The sequence below is a fragment of the Stenotrophomonas sp. AGC87 genome, assembly GCF_057333975.1.
The window spans coordinates 36,328-53,866 of the sequence record NZ_JBHFHW010000005.1; the positions used below are offsets into that span (position 1 = coordinate 36,328).

At 67.3% G+C, this 17,539-nt stretch carries 23 protein-coding genes; 20 read left to right on the forward strand and 3 right to left on the reverse strand.

Features of this window, described 5'->3' with window-relative positions; all coding sequences use genetic code 11:
• Position 1 precedes the first annotated feature (1 nt).
• The 4 genes from ACE026_RS03030 to ACE026_RS03045 all read left to right on the forward strand — a co-directional run bounded on the left by ACE026_RS03030 (position 2) and on the right by ACE026_RS03045 (position 2,667).
• Positions 2–487 (forward strand): hypothetical protein, encoded by a 486-nt coding sequence (locus ACE026_RS03030; protein WP_486037748.1) that lies wholly within the window; start codon positions 2–4, stop codon positions 485–487.
• Positions 484–1,137: a phosphoribosylglycinamide formyltransferase gene (gene purN, locus ACE026_RS03035; protein WP_486037750.1), complete on the forward strand. Its 654-nt coding sequence runs from the start codon at positions 484–486 to the stop codon at positions 1,135–1,137. The genes ACE026_RS03030 and purN overlap by 4 nt, the downstream gene beginning before the upstream one ends.
• A gap of 67 nt (positions 1,138–1,204) precedes the next feature.
• Entirely contained in the window at positions 1,205–1,981 is a 777-nt protein-coding gene (locus ACE026_RS03040; protein ID WP_486037751.1) for a DUF3108 domain-containing protein, read from the forward strand.
• Positions 1,982–1,983: 2 nt separating this feature from the next.
• Complete coding sequence (locus tag ACE026_RS03045) at positions 1,984–2,667, forward strand: DUF3108 domain-containing protein (protein ID WP_486037753.1); 684 nt, start codon at positions 1,984–1,986, stop codon at positions 2,665–2,667.
• 33 nt (positions 2,668–2,700) lie between these two features.
• Here ACE026_RS03045 and ACE026_RS03050 read toward each other — a convergent pair whose 3' ends face one another.
• The 3 genes from ACE026_RS03050 to ACE026_RS03060 form a co-directional block, all read right to left on the reverse strand.
• Positions 2,701–3,009, reverse strand: coding sequence for an EF-hand domain-containing protein (locus ACE026_RS03050; RefSeq protein WP_486037755.1), 309 nt, complete (start codon positions 3,007–3,009; stop codon positions 2,701–2,703).
• A complete protein-coding gene (gene murA, locus ACE026_RS03055) occupies positions 3,006–4,280 on the reverse strand; it encodes a UDP-N-acetylglucosamine 1-carboxyvinyltransferase (protein WP_486037757.1) in 1,275 nt (424 codons plus the stop codon). The genes ACE026_RS03050 and murA overlap by 4 nt, the downstream gene beginning before the upstream one ends.
• A 106-nt stretch (positions 4,281–4,386) precedes the next feature.
• The gene (locus tag ACE026_RS03060) at positions 4,387–4,629 is read right to left on the reverse strand and encodes a BolA family protein (RefSeq protein ID WP_486037758.1); all 243 of its coding nucleotides are present in this window, start codon (positions 4,627–4,629) and stop codon (positions 4,387–4,389) included.
• 53 nt (positions 4,630–4,682) lie between these two features.
• Here ACE026_RS03060 and ACE026_RS03065 point away from each other — a divergent pair, with 53 nt between their 5' ends.
• From ACE026_RS03065 to ACE026_RS03140, 16 genes are all read left to right on the forward strand, one after another.
• The gene (locus ACE026_RS03065; RefSeq protein WP_486037760.1) at positions 4,683–5,684 is read left to right on the forward strand and encodes a KpsF/GutQ family sugar-phosphate isomerase; all 1,002 of its coding nucleotides are present in this window, start codon (positions 4,683–4,685) and stop codon (positions 5,682–5,684) included.
• Positions 5,685–5,727: 43 nt separating this feature from the next.
• Entirely contained in the window at positions 5,728–6,276 is a 549-nt protein-coding gene (locus ACE026_RS03070) for a KdsC family phosphatase (protein WP_123728563.1), read from the forward strand.
• The gene (lptC, locus tag ACE026_RS03075; protein WP_121043149.1) at positions 6,273–6,839 is read left to right on the forward strand and encodes an LPS export ABC transporter periplasmic protein LptC; all 567 of its coding nucleotides are present in this window, start codon (positions 6,273–6,275) and stop codon (positions 6,837–6,839) included. Before ACE026_RS03070 ends, lptC begins: the two co-directional genes overlap by 4 nt.
• Positions 6,817–7,392, forward strand: coding sequence for a lipopolysaccharide transport periplasmic protein LptA (gene lptA, locus ACE026_RS03080; RefSeq protein WP_313212888.1), 576 nt, complete (start codon positions 6,817–6,819; stop codon positions 7,390–7,392). Before lptC ends, lptA begins: the two co-directional genes overlap by 23 nt.
• Entirely contained in the window at positions 7,392–8,111 is a 720-nt protein-coding gene (lptB, locus tag ACE026_RS03085) for an LPS export ABC transporter ATP-binding protein (RefSeq protein ID WP_486037763.1), read from the forward strand. Before lptA ends, lptB begins: the two co-directional genes overlap by 1 nt.
• 42 nt (positions 8,112–8,153) lie before the next feature.
• Positions 8,154–9,593, forward strand: coding sequence for an RNA polymerase factor sigma-54 (locus ACE026_RS03090; RefSeq protein WP_486037765.1), 1,440 nt, complete (start codon positions 8,154–8,156; stop codon positions 9,591–9,593).
• 58 nt (positions 9,594–9,651) lie between these two features.
• Positions 9,652–9,978 (forward strand): ribosome hibernation-promoting factor, HPF/YfiA family, encoded by a 327-nt coding sequence (gene hpf / locus ACE026_RS03095; protein WP_259261257.1) that lies wholly within the window; start codon positions 9,652–9,654, stop codon positions 9,976–9,978.
• A gap of 21 nt (positions 9,979–9,999) precedes the next feature.
• On the forward strand, positions 10,000–10,452 hold the full coding sequence (locus ACE026_RS03100) for a PTS sugar transporter subunit IIA (RefSeq protein ID WP_259261255.1): 453 nt from the start codon (positions 10,000–10,002) through the stop codon (positions 10,450–10,452).
• Positions 10,449–11,399, forward strand: a complete 951-nt coding sequence (gene hprK / locus ACE026_RS03105; RefSeq protein ID WP_019185403.1) for an HPr(Ser) kinase/phosphatase — start codon at positions 10,449–10,451, stop codon at positions 11,397–11,399. The genes ACE026_RS03100 and hprK overlap by 4 nt, the downstream gene beginning before the upstream one ends.
• Complete coding sequence (gene rapZ, locus ACE026_RS03110; protein ID WP_486037767.1) at positions 11,396–12,292, forward strand: RNase adapter RapZ; 897 nt, start codon at positions 11,396–11,398, stop codon at positions 12,290–12,292. The genes hprK and rapZ overlap by 4 nt, the downstream gene beginning before the upstream one ends.
• A 106-nt stretch (positions 12,293–12,398) precedes the next feature.
• Positions 12,399–12,791, forward strand: coding sequence for a PTS sugar transporter subunit IIA (locus ACE026_RS03115; protein ID WP_019185401.1), 393 nt, complete (start codon positions 12,399–12,401; stop codon positions 12,789–12,791).
• Complete coding sequence (locus ACE026_RS03120; protein WP_121043139.1) at positions 12,784–13,053, forward strand: HPr family phosphocarrier protein; 270 nt, start codon at positions 12,784–12,786, stop codon at positions 13,051–13,053. Before ACE026_RS03115 ends, ACE026_RS03120 begins: the two co-directional genes overlap by 8 nt.
• 59 nt (positions 13,054–13,112) lie before the next feature.
• Positions 13,113–14,834: a phosphoenolpyruvate--protein phosphotransferase gene (gene ptsP, locus ACE026_RS03125; protein WP_486037770.1), complete on the forward strand. Its 1,722-nt coding sequence runs from the start codon at positions 13,113–13,115 to the stop codon at positions 14,832–14,834.
• Between the two features lie 130 nt (positions 14,835–14,964).
• On the forward strand, positions 14,965–16,326 hold the full coding sequence (mgtE, locus tag ACE026_RS03130) for a magnesium transporter (RefSeq protein WP_123728558.1): 1,362 nt from the start codon (positions 14,965–14,967) through the stop codon (positions 16,324–16,326).
• A gap of 13 nt (positions 16,327–16,339) precedes the next feature.
• Positions 16,340–16,606: a hypothetical protein gene (locus ACE026_RS03135; RefSeq protein ID WP_486037772.1), complete on the forward strand. Its 267-nt coding sequence runs from the start codon at positions 16,340–16,342 to the stop codon at positions 16,604–16,606.
• Between the two features lie 67 nt (positions 16,607–16,673).
• The gene (locus tag ACE026_RS03140; RefSeq protein WP_486037774.1) at positions 16,674–17,474 is read left to right on the forward strand and encodes a carboxylesterase family protein; all 801 of its coding nucleotides are present in this window, start codon (positions 16,674–16,676) and stop codon (positions 17,472–17,474) included.
• The last annotated feature ends 65 nt before the right edge of the window (positions 17,475–17,539 follow it).

The window sequence follows — 17,539 nt, forward strand, 5'->3', positions numbered from 1 at the left end:
GGTGACGGAGCCCGGCCCGGAGTTCCCTGCTCGACCGCCGTCGCTGCCCACCGCAGCGGCGCCGGTCGTATCGGCCGCGGCGGTGGATACCTCGCAGCTGCAGTTGCTGTCGGTCTTCCACTATGTGGTGGCCGGCCTGACCGCGCTGTTCTCGCTGTTCCCGTTGATCTACCTGTTGATGGGGGTGGCGGTGATCTTCGCCGCGCCGCCGCCGCTGGCGCCCGGTGAGGCGCCGCCCCCGTTCGATCCGCGCCTGCTCGGCTGGGTGTTCGTGCTGATCGGCGGGCTGGGCTGCGCTGCCGGGCTGGTGCTGGCCGGTTACATGGCCTATGCCGGGCGCTGCCTGGCGCAGCGCCGGCGTTACCTGCTGTGCATGGTGGTGGCCGGCATCGCCTGCATCTTCATGCCGTTCGGTACCGCGCTGGGCGTGTTCACCCTGGTGGTGCTGTCGCGCCCCGCGGTCAAGGCAGCCTTCGAAACCGCATGAGCAGCCGTATCGCCGTACTCGCCTCCGGCCGGGGCAGTAATCTGCAGGCCATCCTCGATGCCATCGCCGCGCAGCGGCTGGATGCGCAGGTCGTGGCCGTGCTCTCGGACAAGCCCGAAGCCTCGGCCCTGCTCAAGGTGAGCCCGGATCAACGCTGGGCACATTCACCCAAGGACTTCGCCGACCGCGCCGCCTTCGATGCGGCGATGGCCGATGCGCTGGACGCCTTCGCGCCGGACTGGATCGTCTGCGCCGGTTACATGCGCATCCTCGGCCCGGCCTTCGTGGCCCGGTTCGATGGCCGCCTGGTCAACATCCATCCCTCGCTGCTGCCGCTCTACAAGGGCCTGCACACCCATGCGCGCGCACTGGAGGCCGGTGACGCCGAGCACGGCGCCAGCGTGCACTTCGTGGTGCCCGAACTGGATGCCGGCACGGTGCTCGCCCAGGCCCGCGTGCCGGTCCAGACGGGCGACACCGCCGAGGCGCTGGCCCAGCGGGTGCTGGCCGTGGAGCATCCGCTGCTGATCGCCAGCCTGGCGCTGCTGGTCAGTGGTCGCGTAACTGAACGGGCAGGTCAGCTCCAGCTTGATGGTCACCCCCTGTTTAGCCCGCTGCGCCTAGATTGCGCCGGACAGCTGAACCGATAAGCGCCGCGCACACACGCCGCTGATCCCGGCGCTGGCATTCTTTCCCCTCCTCCCCCGACCGGCCCGCATGAGAACGCCTTTGTTCAAGCCCGTGCTGCTGATGGCATCCCTGCTGTGCACCGCCGCCCTTGCCCACGCGCAGGAGACGGCCACGCCACCGCTGCCCGCGCTGCCTGCCATGAGCTGGGAAGCGCCGCCGCTGCAGCCGTTCACCGCCACCTACCAGGCCCTGTACAAGGGCAAGCAGGCCGGCGACGCCACCATGCGTGTCACCCACACCGGCGGTGACCAGTGGCGCGTGGACATGCAGGTGGTCGGCCGCAGCGGGTTTGCCAGCGTGCTCGGCTTGAACCTGGAGCAGAGCACGGTGTTCGAGAACCGCAACGGGACCTATGTGCCGTTGAGCCAGAGCACGGTCCGCAAGGGCCTGTTCCTGGGCAAGAAGGTCACCGGCACCTACGACTGGCAGGCCGGTACCGCGCAGTGGCTGGGCGATCTGAAGAAGGAGCGCCGCCAGCCGATCCCGCTGCAGGCCGGCGACCAGAGCGCACTGCTGCTCAACCTGGCGATCATGCGCGATGCGCGTCCCGGCGGGCAGATGCACTACCGCTATGTGGACGTGGGCCGCGTTCGCCAGCACGACTACCAGGCCGCGTCGGACACCGAGAACGTGCCGGTTGGCGATCTGTCCTACAACGCGCTGCGGGTGTATCGCACCAACGGCGGCAATGACGAAACCATCCTCTGGATCGCCAACGGTGTCCCCACGCCGGTGCGTATCCTGCAACGCGAAGATGGCGAAGATCGGATTGATCTGCGCCTGATCGAATACCAAGGAGTCTGAGCATGACCACACTGAACCGTCCGCTGACCTGGCTCGCCGCTGGCGCCCTGGCTGTCGTGAGCCTGCCCGCCATGGCGCTGCAGCCGTTCAAGGCTGACTACCAGGCCAGCTACATGGGCATGCAGGCCAATGGCACCATGACCCTCACCAGTGAAGGCGCCAACAAGTGGCGCTACAGCCTCAACGTCAAGAACCAGCTGGCCGATCTCAGCCAGAACACCGTCTTCGAGGAGGCCAACGGCCGCCTGCGCCCGCTGAGCAGCAATGACCGCTCGGTGCTGCTGGTCAAAAAGCGCAACGTGGATGCCACCTATAACTGGAGCAGCAACCAGGCCACCTGGACCGGCGACGTCAAGCCGGATCGCCGTGGTCCGGTCGCGCTCAAGGCCGGCGACATGGACGCCCTGCTGATCAACCTGGCGATCGCGCGTGATCTGGCCGCCGGCAAGCCGCTGAACTACCGCATGGTCGACGAAGGCCGGATCAAGCCGATGTCCTACAAGGTGGTCGGCAAGGAAAAGATCACCGTGGCGGGCAAGTCCTACGACGCGACCAAGGTCTCGCGCGTGGACGGCAACAAGGAGCTGATCGCCTGGATCGTGCCGGAGTTCCCGGTGCCGGCGCGCCTGCTGCAGCGCGAGAGCGGCAAGGATGCGCTGGATCTGACGATCAAAGGCATGAACTGACCAGGAAAAACGCCCGCTTTCGCGGGCGTTTTTTCATTCCGGCTTGGCCTCGCCAAATACCGTCTTGCAGTCCACCCGGATCTGCTGCCGCGTGTCGCGCCAGTAGTAGGTGCGGCAATGCCGGTTGCCGTCGACGCTCTTGTCCACACCGACCGCATAGAACGACTGGAACACTTCGGTACGGCTGACCGTGCCGTCCGCATTCCAGTCCATGTCTTCCTGCTGGATGCCCTGGGTGATCGCGATGCCGGCGTACCAGGCGTAGCCCAGCCACGCCAGCACGATCAGTACCAGCACCAGCAGCGCCTTGCGGCGGCGGGTGAACCGGCCGCGCAGGATCATGCGGCGATACGCCGGATGGTGGCGCCCAGCGAGGACAGCTTCTCTTCGATGTTCTCGTAGCCGCGGTCCAGGTGGTAGATGCGGTCGATGGTGGTGTCACCCTCGGCCATCAGGCCGGCGAGGATCAGCGAGGCCGACGCGCGCAGATCGGTCGCCATCACCGGCGCGCCGCTGAGCTGCTCGGCACCGCGCACGATCGCGGTATGACCTTCCACCTGGATGTCCGCGCCCAGGCGCAGCAGCTCGTTGACGTGCATGAAACGGTTTTCGAAGATCGTTTCGTTGATCACGCCCACGCCGTCGGCCACGCAGTTGAGCGCCATGAACTGCGCCTGCATGTCGGGCGGGAAGGCCGGGTACGGCGCGGTGGTCAGGTTGACCGCGCGCGGGCGCTTGCCTTCCATGTCCAGGGTGATGCTGTCTTCGGTGGTCTCGATCTTCGCACCGGCTTCGACCAGCTTGGCCAGCACCGCGTCCATGGTGTTCGGGCGGGCACGGTTGACCGTGACCTTGCCGCCGGTCATCGCCGCGGCGACCAGGAAGGTGCCGGTTTCGATGCGGTCGGGCAGCACTTCATGACGGCCACCGGACAGCTTCTCCACGCCTTCGATCACCAGGCGGGCGGTGCCCAGGCCTTCGATCTTCGCGCCGAGCGCGATCAGGCAGTGCGCCAGATCGGTGACTTCCGGTTCCATCGCCGCGTTGTCCAGCACGGTGGTGCCTTCGGCCAGCACGGCGGCCATCAGCACGTTCTCGGTGCCGGTGACGCTGACCATGTCGAAGGTGAAATGCGCACCCTTCAGGCGCTTGGCCTGGGCCTTGATGAAGCCGTTCTCGACGGTGATTTCCGCCCCCAGGGCCTGCAGGCCCTTGATGTGCTGGTCGACCGGACGCGAACCGATCGCGCAGCCGCCCGGCAGCGACACTTCGGCCGCACCGAAGCGGGCCAGCAGCGGGCCGAGCACCAGGATCGAAGCGCGCATGGTCTTGACCAGCTCGTACGGGGCTACGTGCTGATTGACCGAGCGCGGGTCGACTACGATCGCACTGCCGCGCGAGAGGGTGCCCTGGTCGATGGTGACCTTGGCGCCCAGCTCACCGAGCAGCTTCACGGTGGTGACCACGTCGTGCAGGTGCGGCACGTTGGTGATCTCCACCGGCGCATCGGCCAGCAGGGTCGCGCACAGGATGGGCAGGACAGCGTTCTTGGCGCCGGAAATGTTCACTTCACCGTGCAGCGGCTTGCCGCCGGTCACTACGATCTTGGCCATGGAATCTACTTGGAATGAGGTAGAGCCGACCGTTGGTCGGCTGATGAAATGGGGGGTAGAGCCGACCGTTGGTCGGCTGATTGAATCGGTGAGGTAGAGCCAACCATCATTCGGCTGACTGACCCGCTTCGGCCGGGGTGACGGTCTTCAGCGCCAGCGCGTGGATCGCCCCGCCCATCAGATCGCCCAGGGTCGCGTAGACCATGCGGTGGCGCGCCAGCGGCATTTTGCCGGCAAAGGCGTCGCAGACCACGGTGGCCTCGAAGTGCACGCCGTCGTCACCCTGCACGTCCGCGCGGGCGCCAGGCAGGCCGGTTTCGATCAGATTGCGGATGGTCTCGGCGTCCAACGGGCTTTCCTAATAAAATGAGCGCTCATTCTACTCTTCCACGTGGCGCTCGCATGGCTGTCTCGCCCCAACTCCCCCATCCGGCCGACGCTGCGGCACTGGTCGCCAGCGGCCGCCGCGTGTTCGAGATCGAGCGCGATGCGCTGGGCGCGGTCGCCGAGCGGCTCGGCGAAGCGTTCAGCCAGGCCTGCCAGCTGGTCCTGCAGAGCAAGGGCCGCGTGGTCGCCACCGGCATGGGCAAGTCAGGCCATGTCGCCCGCAAGATCGCCGCCACGCTGGCCTCGACCGGCACCCCGGCCTTCTACGTGCACCCCGGTGAAGCCGGCCACGGCGATCTGGGCATGATCACCGAGGCCGACGTGGTGTTGGCGCTGTCCTATTCGGGCGAGTCCGATGAGCTGCTGATGCTGCTGCCGGTGCTCAAGCGCCAGGGCAACCGCCTGATCGCCATGACCGGCCGCCCGCAGTCCAGCCTGGCCACCGCGGCCGACGTTCACCTGGATGTCAGCGTGCCGGCCGAGGCCTGCCCGCTGGCGCTGGCCCCGACGTCCAGCACCACCGCCTCGCTGGCGATGGGCGATGCGCTGGCCGTGGCCCTGCTCGATGCCCGCGGCTTCACCGCCGACGATTTCGCCCGCTCGCACCCGGCCGGCAGCCTGGGCCGCCGCCTGCTGCTGCACATCACCGATGTCATGCACAGCGGCGATGAGCTGCCGCGCGTGGACGTTGGCGCCAGCCTCAGCGAGGCCCTGGTGGAAATGAGCCGCAAGCGGCTGGGCATGACCGCGGTGGTGGATGCCGACAACCGCCTGATCGGCCTGTTCACCGACGGCGACCTGCGCCGCGCGCTGGATACCGACCTGGACGTGCGCAGCGCGCGGATCGCCGATGTGATGACCCGTGGCCCGCGCACCATCGGGGCCGATCAGCTCGCGGCCGAAGCGGCGCAGCTGATGGAAGCCCACAAGATCAATGGCTTGATGGTGGTCGATGCCGAAGGCCACCTGGTCGGCGCGCTCAACATTCATGACCTGTTGCGGGCCCGGGTGGTTTAAACCACAGTTGCCTTCCTCCATTCAGCTGAGCTGCCCCCAGACGATGCCCTACTCCCCGTTGCCCGGTTTCCCGTCCCACCTGCACGCCGCTGCCGGCCGTATCCGGCTGGCCTGCTTCGACGTGGACGGCACGCTCACCGACGGTCGGCTCTACTACGACAAGGACGGCAACGAGAGCAAGGCGTATTACGTGCAGGACGGACTCGGCCTGAAACTGCTGCAACACCACGGTATCCACCCGGTGCTGATCACCGCGCGCAACAGCCAATCCGCGCTCAAGCGTGGCGCGGATCTGGGCATCGATACCCAGATCGCGGTCGGCGACAAGCTGGCCAGCGTCAAGGCGCTGTGCGAGCAGCACGGCATCGGCCTGGACCAGGTGGCCTTCATGGGCGACGACCTGCCTGATCTCGGCCCGCTGTGCGCGGTCGGCCTGGCGGTTGCGCCGGCCAATGCCCACCCGTGGATCGCCGAGCGCGTGCACTGGCAGACCCGCAGCGATGGCGGCAAGGGCGCGGCGCGTGAGCTGTGCGACGTGCTGCTGGCCGCGCAGGGCCATGTGGATGCGGTGCTGGCGAGGTTCGGCGCATGAACGTACGTACCGCCATCGGCGGCCTGCTGCTGGTCGCCGCACTGCTGACCGGCTGGCTGGCCCTGCACCATCGCGACAAGGCCCCTGCGGCCGAGGGCGAGGATGCGACCAAGGATTACGTGCTGCATGATTTCCAGATCGTGGCGCTGGACGAACAGGGCAAGGAATCCACCACCCTGCGCGCCCCGTTGCTGGAGCGTGCGCGCAGCGATGAAACGATGACCCTGACCACGCCCGTGTTCCTGCTGCCCGACCAGGACGGCAACCACTGGGAAATGCGTGGCGACAGCGGCTGGGTCAGCGCCAAGGGCGACCAGCTCAAGCTGATCGGCAACGTCAGCGGCGACAGCCCCAAGGTTGCCGGCGCGCCGCCCACCACCTTCCGCACCGATCACCTGGACGTGTTCCCGAAAGAGAACCGTGCCAAGACCGATGCCCGGGTCACCATGACCCGCCCGGGCCTGTCGCAGACAGGTGTCGGCTTCGAAGCCGACATGAAAACCCGGCAGTACAAACTCCTTTCACAGGTCAAGACCCGCTATGAACCGAACGCTGCCCGCTAAGCTCGCGCTGCTCGCCCTGCTGCTGCCCGGCGTGGCGCTGGCCAAGTCGTCCGACCGCAACCAGCCGATGAACCTGGAATCCAACAGCAACGACTGCAACCTGACCGACGATGCGGGCAAGTGCACGTTCACCGGCAACGTGGTGATCACCCAGGGCAGCCTGGTGATCCACGCCGCCAACGCCGATCTGTTCCGCAAGAACGGCGATATCGAACGCGTCGTGCTGACCGGCAAGCAGGCCACGCTGGAACAGGAAATGGATGACGGCTCCAAGATGAATGCCTGGGCCGACAACATGGATTACAACGTCAACAGCGAAGTGATCATCCTCACCGGCAACTACAAGGTCGAGTCGCCGCGCGGCACCAACAGCGGCCAGAAGATGACGTACAACACCCGCACCGGCAACATGCAGAGCGGTGGCGACGGCACCCGCGTGCGCACGGTCATCCAGCCCAAGAACAAGGGCGCCGCACCGGCCACCCCGGCGGCCAAGCCAGCCACGCCCGCAGCCAAGCCGGCCACCCCGCCCGCCGCCGGGAGCAAGAAGTAATGCTCGTCGCCAAAGGCCTGCGCAAGCGCTACAAGCAGCGTGAAGTCGTCAAGGATTTCGGGCTGACCCTGGAGGCCGGTGAAGTGGTCGGCCTGCTCGGCCCCAACGGCGCCGGCAAGACCACCTGCTTCTACATGATCGTCGGCCTGGTCGAGACCGATGCCGGCAGCATCGTGCTGGACGGCAAGGACATCACCAGCGACCCGATGTACACCCGTGCCAAGCAGGGCGTGGGCTACCTGCCGCAGGAACCCTCGGTGTTCCGCAAGCTGACCGTGGCCGACAACCTGCGCCTGGTGCTGGAGCTGCGCGAGGACCTGGACAAGGCCGGCCGCGAGAAGGAACTGGCCAGCCTGCTGGACGAACTGCAGATCAACCACGTGGCCGAGCAGCTCGGCGCCAGCCTCTCCGGTGGTGAACGCCGCCGCTGTGAAATCGCCCGCGCGCTGGCCGCCAAACCGCGCCTGATCCTGCTTGATGAACCGTTCGCCGGTGTCGACCCGATCTCGGTCGGTGAAATCCAGCGCATCGTCACCCACCTCAAGCAGCGCGGGATCGGGGTGCTGATCACCGACCACAATGTCCGCGAAACCTTGGGAATCTGCGACCGCGCGTATATCCTCAACGAGGGCAGCGTGCTGGCACAGGGCGCGCCGGACGAGATCCTGGCCAACGCCGACGTCCGCCGCGTCTACCTTGGGGACACCTTCAAGCTCTGATCCAGCGGCCGCCGCAACGCCTTCCTTCCGTTCGGCACAGGCATGAAAGCACGGCTGCAGACATCGATGGGGCAACACCTGGTCATGACGCCGCAGCTGCGTCAGGCGATCAAGCTGTTGCAGATGTCCAGCGCCGAGCTGGAGCTGGAAATCAACGAGGCGGTGGAGACCAACCCGCTGCTGGACTGGGCCGAGAACGCTGAACCGGCGCTCGAGGCCAGCCCCGGCGAGGACACGCCCCCGCCCGCCCCCACCGATACCCATGCCGATGGCGAGCATCAGGTCTCGGCCAGCGACGACTGGTCACCCGGCGAAGGCGACTGGACCAGCGGCAGCAGCGGCGGCTCCTTCGACGATGACGACAACGGCAGCGCCGCCGAACGCGTGGCCGAAACCGAATCGCTGGCCGACCATCTGCTCTGGCAGCTGCACCTGTCGCACCTGTCGGCCCGCGACCGCAGCATCGGCGCGGCCCTGATCGATGCCTTCGAAGAAGACGGTTACCTGCGCGAGCCACTGGCGACCATCGCCGAAACCCTGCGCCCGGCCATCCAGGCCGACGAGGCTGAAATCCTGACCGTGCTGCACCAGATCCAGCGCTTCGACCCGGTGGGGGTCGGTGCGCGCTCCCTGGGCGAATGCCTGGACCTGCAGCTGCTGGTGCTGCCCGCCGACACCCCTGGCCTGGCCCTGGCCCGGCGCATCGCCGATGGCCCGCTGGAGCGCCTGCCCCGCAGCGGCGTGGCCGGCATCGCCCACGAGCTGCGCGAGCCACTGGCCGAGGTCGAGGTCGCGGTGCAGCTGCTGCGCTCGCTGGATCCGCGCCCGGGTACCCAGATCGGCGAGCTCTCCCACGACAGCTACGTGGTGCCCGACTGCGTGGTCTGGCGCCAGAACGGCGTCTGGCGCGCGGCCCTGGCCGGGCATGCCGGGCCCAGAGTGGTCATCCACCGCGGCTACGAGCAGCTGATCCGCCGCTGCGGCGAGGCCGACGCCGGCTACATGCGCGCCCACCTGCAGGAGGCACGCTGGCTGCTCAAGGGCCTGGAGGCCCGCGGCGAGACCCTGCTGCGGGTGATGCGCTGCCTGCTCGACCAGCAGGCCGCGTTCCTGGAGTTCGGCGAACAGGCGCTGCGCCCGCTGACCCTGCGTGAAGTGGCCGGCGAGCTCGGCCTGCACGAATCCACCATTTCACGCGCGATCGCCCGCAAGTACGTGCGTACCCCGCGCGGTACCTTGCCACTGCGCGCCTTCTTCGCCTCCGGCATCGATACCGACAGCGGCGGCGAAGCCTCCAGCACCGCCATCCAGGCCATGCTGCGCCGCCTGATCGATGACGAGAACCCGCGCAAGCCGCTTTCTGACGCCAAGCTGGCTGACCTGCTCAAAACGTCGGGAATACCGGTAGCGCGACGCACCGTGGCGAAGTATCGTGAAGCCATGAACATTTCCGCCTCGCACGAAAGAGTACGAATCGTCTGACGCTCCACCGCGCCCGGCGGGAAGGTTCATTGGCACATCCGAACAAAGGAGAAACCCGATGCACATCGAGACGTTTGGCAAGGACCACCTTGAGATCACCCCGGCTCTGAACGAGTACGTGGAGACCAAGCTGGAACGGCTGGGGAAGCATTTCGACCAGCACTGCGAGGTTCGCGTGCAACTGTCGATCCGCAAGCCGGAGCACCATGCCGATGCGAGTGTGAATGTTCCCGGGCAGACTCTGCACGCGGACGCCAGCGGCCCCACCATGTATGCGGCAATCGACATCCTGGCCGACAAGCTCGACCGCCTGGTCATCAAGCACAAAGAGAAAAAGCAGCAGCACGCACCGCAACCACTGCCGGTGGGCGACAATGAGGGCTGATGCCCTCGTTTCCACCCCGACATGCCTCTGACTGATCTTCTGGCGGCCGTCCGCACGCAAGTGCTGCCGGCCGCCGATCGCGACAGCGTTCTGAAGGCCGCAGCCCGCCTGCTGGCCTGCCGCGAAGCCAATGCCGAGCTGCTGTACCAGAACCTGTGCCAGCGCGAGACGCTGGGCAGCACCGCGATCGGCCACGGCATCGCCATTCCACACGGCCGTGCCCCCCTGCTGGAACGCCCCCGCGGCGCCCTGCTGCGGCTGGAATCGCCGGTGGAATTCGGCGGCGATGAACCGGTCGACCTGGTCTTCGCGATTGCCGTGCCCGCGCACTACACCCATCAACACCTGATGCTGCTCTCCGAGCTGGCCGAGCTGTTCTCCGAGCCGGCCATCCGCCAGGCGCTGCGCGAAGCGCGCGACGGCGAGGAGCTGCGTCGGGTCATCGAATTCCCCCCGCCGGCGAGTGCCGCATGAATACCAGCATCACCGCGCGCGAACTGTTCGAACAGCAGCGCGACCGCCTGAGCCTGCGCTGGGTCGCCGGCCAGCAGGGCGAACGCCGTGAGCTGGAGGCCGGCAACAAGGTCTCTCGCCGTCCTTCACTGGCCGGTTACCTCAACGCGATCTACCCGAACAAGGTGCAGATCCTCGGCACCGAGGAACTGTCCTGGCTGGACTCGCTGGACTCGCGCCAGCGCTGGGAGACCATCGAGCGGATCATGCAGTCCCATCCGCTGGCGCTGGTGATCACCCGTAACCAGTCCTGCCCGGAAGACCTGCGCGCCGCCGCGGACGAATCGCAGACCCCGCTGTGGATTTCACCCAAACGCGGCCACGAACTGCTCAACCACCTGTCCTACCACCTGGCGCGCACGCTGGCGCCGCGGGTGATCCTGCATGGCGTATTCATGGAGATCTATTCCATCGGCGTGCTGATCACCGGTGAAGCCGGCTCGGGCAAGAGCGAGCTGGCGCTGGAGCTGCTCAGCCGTGGCCACCGCCTGGTCGCAGACGATGCCCCCGAATTCACCCAGATCGCCCCGGACGTGCTCGACGGCACCTGCCCGGAGCTGCTGCAGGATCTGCTGGAAGTCCGCGGCCTGGGTGTGCTCAACGTGCGCGAGATGTTCGGTGATACAGCGGTAAAGAAGAACAAGTACCTTCGGCTGATCGTCCACCTGACCAAGCCGATGACCGAACCCACCCCCTACGGCTATGAACGCCTGACCGGCGACTCGGGTACCCGCCACGTGCTGGACCTGGATGTGCCGCTGATCACCCTGCCGGTGATGCCCGGCCGCAACCTGGCTGTGCTGACCGAAGCCGCCACGCGCCTGCACATCCTGCGGACCAAGGGCATCGACCCGGCCGCGATGTTCATCGCCCGCCACAGCAACATGTTGGAACGCCGCACGCCATGACCACACCCGCCCCCGCCTCCGCCCCGACCGCCGCCACCCTGATCATCGTCAGCGGGCTGTCCGGGTCCGGCAAGACGGTCGCGCTGAAGACCTTCGAAGACCTCGATTACTACTGCTCGGACAACCTGCCGATCGACCTGCTGCCGGATTTCGTGCGCAGCCTGCTCGGCGATCCGGGTCGCGAGGCCCCGCGCCGGCTGGCGGTCGGCATCGACGTGCGTGCGCAGAGTGACCTGACCCAGCTCTCGCACTGGCGCGAAGATGCCAAGGCGGCGGGCCTGGATGCGCAGCTGCTGTTCTTCGATGCCACCGATGAAACCCTGCTCAAGCGCTACGCCGACACCCGTCGCCGCCACCCTCTGAGCCAGCTCGGGCTGTCGCTGCCCGAAGCGATCGCCCGCGAGCGCGAACTCACCGCGCCGCTGCGCGCCGCCGCCGATGCAGTGATCGATACCAGCAATCTCAACGTGCACCAGCTGCGCCGCAAGGTGGTGACCGAATTCGCGCTGGCCCATGGCAACAAGCTCTCGCTGCTGTTCGAATCGTTCGCCTACAAGCGCGGCGTGCCGGCCGAAGCGGACTTCGTGTTCGACGTGCGCGTGCTGCCCAATCCGCATTGGGATCCGGAGCTGCGCCCGCTGTCCGGTCGTGATGCCGGGGTGCGCGAGCATCTGGACGAACAACCCGATGTGCAGCGCTATGCCGGCCAGCTGGTCGATTTCCTGGATACCTGGCTGCCGCGGCTGGGCAATGACACCCGCAGCTATGTGACCGTCGCGTTCGGCTGCACCGGCGGCAAGCACCGCTCGGTGTACATGGCCGAGCGTATGGCCCGCCATGCCCGCGATCAGGGCTGGCCGGAAGTGGCGACCTTCCACCGCGAACTGGACTGAATGCGGCAGTGCCGGCGGCGGTCGGCATCGACACGCTGAACCGCGGAACACAGCAGTCTTTCACGCGTGCTATCGCCAATTCATGTTGACCTGTTAACGTTCGGGAATGACCTGTGGCATTCTCCTCGTAACTCATCCCGGTGTCGGCACGGCCCTGCTGGACGTGGCGACCCGTCTGCTGCGGCACCTGCCGCTGAAGACCGAAGCTTTCGAAGTACCGTTCGACGCAGATATGGACGTCCTGCTCCCGCTCGCCTCGGCCGCTTTGCGCCGGGTGGACAGTGGCCAGGGCGTGCTGATCCTGACCGACCTGTACGGCGCCAGCCCCAGCAATCTGGCCGGGCAACTGGCTCGTCTGGGCACCCCGGCTCGCCGGGTTTCGGCGCTGAGCCTGCCGATGTTGATGCGGGTGATGAATTATCCGGAACAGGGACTGGATCAACTGCCTGCCACAGCCGCGGCAGGCACTCGCAATGGAGCGATTGTCGACGATGCTTGAACGTGAACTCACTGTTTCCAACCGCCTGGGCCTGCATGCCCGCGCCACTGCCAAGCTGGTGCAGGAGCTGGCGCCCTTCCGCTGCAACGTGACCATGGCCGCCAAAGGCCGTGAGATCAATGCCAAGAGCATCATGGGCGTCATGCTGCTGGCCGCCGGCCAGGGTACCCCGGTCACCGTGCGCATCGAGGGCGAAGACGAAGTCGCCGCGATGGACGCGGTGGTGGCCCTGTTCGAACGGCGTTTCGACGAGGACAACTGAGCATGGGGGGGCAGCCGCGATCGGGATCCTCCGCACCGGCCCGGACCGCGTCCGGGGCGATGCTGTTGTCCGGCCACGGTGCCTCGCGCGGTAACGCTCTGGGCCGTGCCCGGGTGCGCCTGCCGCATGCCCTGGAAGTGGCCGAGCAGCGCATTGCGCCGGCCAAGATCGAGGCCGAGCTGGAGCGCCTGCACGTGGCCGTGGAAGCGGCCCGCGGCGAAATGCACGAGCTGCGCCAGCGCCTGCATGGCGCGCTCAACCAGGAGGTCGGCGAATTCCTCGACCTGCACGCCCTGCTGCTGGATGACCCCGAACTGCTGTTCGGTCTGGACGAACTGATCCGCAGTGGCCCCTACAGCGCCGGCTACGCCTTGCGCGTGCAGCGCGACCGCCTGGCCAAGGTCTTCGATGGCATGGACGATGCCTACCTGAAGAGCCGCATGGACGATCTGGACCATGTGATCGGCCGCATCCATGCCTTCCTGCAGAAGCGCCCGCCGGACGTCAAAGGCATGGCCGGCGAGATCCTGATCTGCGACAACATCGCCCCCTCCGAGCTGGCCCAGCTGCAGGCCCACGGCGTGGTCGGCATCGTCACCGCCGGGGGCAGCGCGCTCTCGCACAGCGCGATCCTGGCGCGCAGCCTGCACCTGCCGTTGATCGTCAATGTCCCGAACGTGCTGCAGAAGGTCGCCGATGGCGACGTGCTGATCATGGACGGCAGCGATGGCACGGTCACCATCAACCCCCAGGCACAGGACCTGCGCGACTACCGCGTGCGGCTCCGTGAGCACGCGCGCGAGCAGCGCGAACTCGGGCGCCTGCGCACCAAACCCAGCCGCACCCGCGACAACGTCGATATCGCCCTGCTCGCCAATGCCGAGTCCAGCGAAGACGTCACCCAGGCGCATGCGCTGGGCGCGCACGGGCTGGGCCTGTACCGCACCGAATTCCTGTTCCTGCAGCGCAACGAGCTGCCGGACGAGCAGGAGCAGTTCGAGACCTACCGCGATGCCGCCCTCGGCATGAGCGGGCGGCCGGTCACGATCCGCACCCTGGATCTGGGCGCGGACAAGGCCGACCGCACCGGGCTGACCCTGAGCAACGAAGAAAACCCGGCGCTGGGCCTGCGTGGCGTGCGCCTGTCGCTGGCGCGGCCGAAGGTGGCCGACACCCAGATGCGCGCGATCCTGCGCGCCTCGGCCTACGGCAAGCTGCGCATCCTGATTCCGATGGTGAGCACCCGCGAGGAAATCCTTGCGGTCCGCCGGCGCCTGGCCAAGCAGGCCGAGCTGCTGCGCGCGGAAGGCCACGAAGTGGCCGAGCACATCCCGTTCGGCGCGATGATCGAAGTACCGGCCGCGGCGATCGCGCTGGAAAGCTTCATCGATCTGGTCGACTTCCTCTCGATCGGCACCAACGATCTGGTCCAGTACCTGCTCGCCGCCGACCGCAACAACGAGGCGGTCGGCGAGCTGTACTCGCCGCTGCACCCGGCGGTGGTGCGCCTGCTCGCGCACATCCTGCGCACCGGCCAGGCGTACAACATTCCGGTGGCGGTCTGCGGCGAGATCGCCGGCGATCCGCTGATGACGCGTCTGCTGCTGGCGCTGGGGCTGACGGAATTCAGCCTGCACCCTGGCACGCTGCTGGAAGTGCGCCGCGCGGTGCGCGACAGCGATCTGTCGGTGCTGCAGGCGATGGCGCCCAAGCTGCTGCAGGCACGCGACCGCCGCGGCATCGAACGCTGGATCGAGAAGGCGAGCCTGGCGACGGCATGACGGTTGCCATCGCCTACGGTGATGGCCTACCGGATTGACATGTAAGCGCGCGATAATGACGCGGTGACCACCGCCCATGCCGCATCCTCTACCGGATAGCGGCCTTTTTCTTTTCCCGCAGGAGCTGCGCATGGCCGAAGCCGTACGCCACGACAAGACGGCGCGCCAGCTGCGGCTGTTGTCCGATGCACTGGACAGCGGGCGGTTGGGTCCGGTCCGTCGATTGGTCAACACCCTGGCGCCGGCGGAAATCGGCAACCTGCTCGAATCGCTGCCGCCGGGCAAGCGCGAGATTGTCTGGGGCCTGGTCGATCCGGAAGACGACGGCGAGGTGCTGGTCCACGTCGGCGAGGAAGTGCGCGAAAGCCTGTTGGCCGACATGGACCCGGACGAGATCATCGCCGCGGTCGAAGACCTGGACATCGATGACCTTGCCGATCTGGTCGAAGATCTGCCGGACACGGTCATCGATGAAGTGCTCAAGTCGATGGACCGCGAGAACCGCGAGCGGCTTGAGCAGGTGCTGTCGTATCCCGAGGACAGCGCCGGCCGCCTGATGAACCCGGACGTGGTGACCGTGCGCGCCGACGTCAATGTCGATGTGGTGCTGCGCTACCTGCGCCTGCGCGGCGAACTGCCCGACCACACCGATCACCTGTTCGTGGTCAGCCGCCGCCATCAGTACCTGGGCCGCCTCTCGCTGGCCGCGCTGGTCACGCACGAGGACAACACCCCGATCAACCGCCTGATCGATGACGAGCAGCCGGCGATCGATGTCGGCGAGAGCGCCGATGAGGTCGCGCGCCAGTTCTCCGATCATGACTGGGTGTCCGCCCCGGTGGTGGACGACAACAACATCCTGCTCGGGCGAATCACCATCGATGACGTGGTCGACATCATCCGGTCGCAGGCCGAGCACCAGGCGCTGGGCGCCGCCGGTCTGGACGAAGAAGAAGATCTGTTCTCGCCGATCAAGCGCGCCGTGCGCGGCCGCGTGGTCTGGCTGGGCATCAACCTGTGCACCGCGTTCCTGGCGGCCAGCGTGATCGGCCAGTTCGAGCTGACCCTGCAGAAAGTGGTGGCGCTGGCAGTGCTGATGCCGATCGTGGCCGGCGTGGGCGGCAATGCCGCCGTGCAGGTGCTGACCCTGATGGTGCGCGGCATCGCGCTGGGCCAGGTCGGCCAGAGCAACGCGCGCATCCTGCTGTGGAAGGAATCGCGCGTCGCCTTGATCAACGGCACCCTGATCGGCACCGTGGTCGGCATCATCGCCTACCTCTGGTTCCACAGCTTCCTGCTGTCACTGGTGATCACCCTGGCGCTGATCATCAACTTCTGCGCCGCTGCCCTGGCCGGCGTCCTGCTGCCGCTGCTGCTCAAGCGCATGAACGTGGACCCGGCCGTGGCCGGCACCGTGGTGGTGACCGCCGTCACCGACGTCATGGGCTTCTTCAGCTTCCTCGGCCTGGCCAGCCTGATCCTGCTGCACTGACCCTGGACCCCGCATGGCCCTGACCCTCGACAACTATTTCCAGCCCGGCTGGCGCGACGCGACGTATACCTGCGCCGCCTGCGAATGGCAGGGCAGCGCGCGGCAGATGCCGATGGAACTGCACGAAGACGAAGCCCAATTCGACTGCCCGCAGTGCGAGAACCCTATCCTGCTGGTGGTCCACCCCAGCCTGGCCCAGGTGCAGGCGGCGGCCGCCGACGGGCATCCCGAGGCGATCGAGCAGATGGAGATCCTGGCCGCCGCGCCGCGCCCGGACTGATGCACTGCACGATGCCCCAGCGCGCCAGGGCGCCTAGACTGAAATCGATTTCAGACAAGGCACGACAATGGCGCGACGCTGGGGTGGATGGCTGCTGTGGGCGGTGGCGATGATGACAGTGGCCGGCTGTGCGAGCACCCCTGATGCCGCCGGTGGCCAGTTCGTCGGCCGTGCGGTCAAGGTGGATGGGCAGACTGCGTATTACCAGGTGTTCGTTCCCCGCAACGCAGCGGCCTCACACGGCGAACTGCCGGTGGTGCTGTTCCTGCATGGTTCCGGTGAGCGTGGCCGCGACGGCCGCCGCCAGACCCAGGCCGGGCTCGGGCCCTACCTTCGCCAGCACGCCTCCACCTTCCCCGCGCTGGTCGTGTTGCCGCAGACGCCCGATGACCAGGAGTGGTCCGGCGAGAACAACCGCATCGCGCTGGCCGCGCTGGATGCCGCCATCGCCGAGTTTGGTGCCGACCCGCAGCGGCAGTACCTGACCGGGATGTCGATGGGCGGCTACGGCAGCTGGAACATCGCGCTGGCCGAACCGACCCGCTTCGCCGCCATCGTGCCGGTCTGCGGCGCGGTGCTGTCCCCGCACCAGAGCCGCCCGGACCTGCAGGTGGAGGCCGTGGCCGGCCAGAGCGACCCCTACGCCGCCATTGCCCAGCGCCTGCGCAACGTCCCGATCTGGATGTTCCATGGCGCGCTGGACGACCTGGTGCCGCCGGAGGACGACCGCAAGCTGCACGCCGCGTTCCAGCAGGCCGGCGCGAAGGACGTGCGCTACACCGAGTACCCCGAAGGCAACCACAACGCCTGGGACGCCACCTATGCCGATGCGGCGATGTGGGCGTGGGTGTTCGCGCAGAAGCGATGATTGGCTGATGGGACAGCGAATCTGGTAGTGGGGGGGGGGGGGGGGGGGGGGGGGGGGGGGGGGGG

Excerpts from the sequence above, each read along its gene's own strand:
- purN (WP_486037750.1), top strand. The coding sequence starts at position 484 with ATGAGCAGCCGTATCGCCGTACTCGCCTCCGGCCGGGGCAGTAATCTG.
- ACE026_RS03040 (WP_486037751.1), top strand. The coding sequence starts at position 1,205 with ATGAGAACGCCTTTGTTCAAGCCCGTGCTGCTGATGGCATCCCTGCTG.
- ACE026_RS03045 (WP_486037753.1), top strand. The coding sequence starts at position 1,984 with ATGACCACACTGAACCGTCCGCTGACCTGGCTCGCCGCTGGCGCCCTG.
- ACE026_RS03050 (WP_486037755.1), bottom strand. The coding sequence starts at position 3,009 with ATGATCCTGCGCGGCCGGTTCACCCGCCGCCGCAAGGCGCTGCTGGTG.
- murA (WP_486037757.1), bottom strand. The coding sequence starts at position 4,280 with ATGGCCAAGATCGTAGTGACCGGCGGCAAGCCGCTGCACGGTGAAGTG.
- ACE026_RS03065 (WP_486037760.1), top strand. The coding sequence starts at position 4,683 with ATGGCTGTCTCGCCCCAACTCCCCCATCCGGCCGACGCTGCGGCACTG.
- ACE026_RS03070 (WP_123728563.1), top strand. The coding sequence starts at position 5,728 with ATGCCCTACTCCCCGTTGCCCGGTTTCCCGTCCCACCTGCACGCCGCT.
- lptC (WP_121043149.1), top strand. The coding sequence starts at position 6,273 with ATGAACGTACGTACCGCCATCGGCGGCCTGCTGCTGGTCGCCGCACTG.
- lptA (WP_313212888.1), top strand. The coding sequence starts at position 6,817 with ATGAACCGAACGCTGCCCGCTAAGCTCGCGCTGCTCGCCCTGCTGCTG.
- lptB (WP_486037763.1), top strand. The coding sequence starts at position 7,392 with ATGCTCGTCGCCAAAGGCCTGCGCAAGCGCTACAAGCAGCGTGAAGTC.
- ACE026_RS03090 (WP_486037765.1), top strand. The coding sequence starts at position 8,154 with ATGAAAGCACGGCTGCAGACATCGATGGGGCAACACCTGGTCATGACG.
- hpf (WP_259261257.1), top strand. The coding sequence starts at position 9,652 with ATGCACATCGAGACGTTTGGCAAGGACCACCTTGAGATCACCCCGGCT.
- ACE026_RS03100 (WP_259261255.1), top strand. The coding sequence starts at position 10,000 with ATGCCTCTGACTGATCTTCTGGCGGCCGTCCGCACGCAAGTGCTGCCG.
- hprK (WP_019185403.1), top strand. The coding sequence starts at position 10,449 with ATGAATACCAGCATCACCGCGCGCGAACTGTTCGAACAGCAGCGCGAC.
- rapZ (WP_486037767.1), top strand. The coding sequence starts at position 11,396 with ATGACCACACCCGCCCCCGCCTCCGCCCCGACCGCCGCCACCCTGATC.
- ACE026_RS03115 (WP_019185401.1), top strand. The coding sequence starts at position 12,399 with ATGACCTGTGGCATTCTCCTCGTAACTCATCCCGGTGTCGGCACGGCC.
- ACE026_RS03120 (WP_121043139.1), top strand. The coding sequence starts at position 12,784 with ATGCTTGAACGTGAACTCACTGTTTCCAACCGCCTGGGCCTGCATGCC.
- ptsP (WP_486037770.1), top strand. The coding sequence starts at position 13,113 with ATGCTGTTGTCCGGCCACGGTGCCTCGCGCGGTAACGCTCTGGGCCGT.
- mgtE (WP_123728558.1), top strand. The coding sequence starts at position 14,965 with ATGGCCGAAGCCGTACGCCACGACAAGACGGCGCGCCAGCTGCGGCTG.
- ACE026_RS03135 (WP_486037772.1), top strand. The coding sequence starts at position 16,340 with ATGGCCCTGACCCTCGACAACTATTTCCAGCCCGGCTGGCGCGACGCG.
- ACE026_RS03140 (WP_486037774.1), top strand. The coding sequence starts at position 16,674 with ATGGCGCGACGCTGGGGTGGATGGCTGCTGTGGGCGGTGGCGATGATG.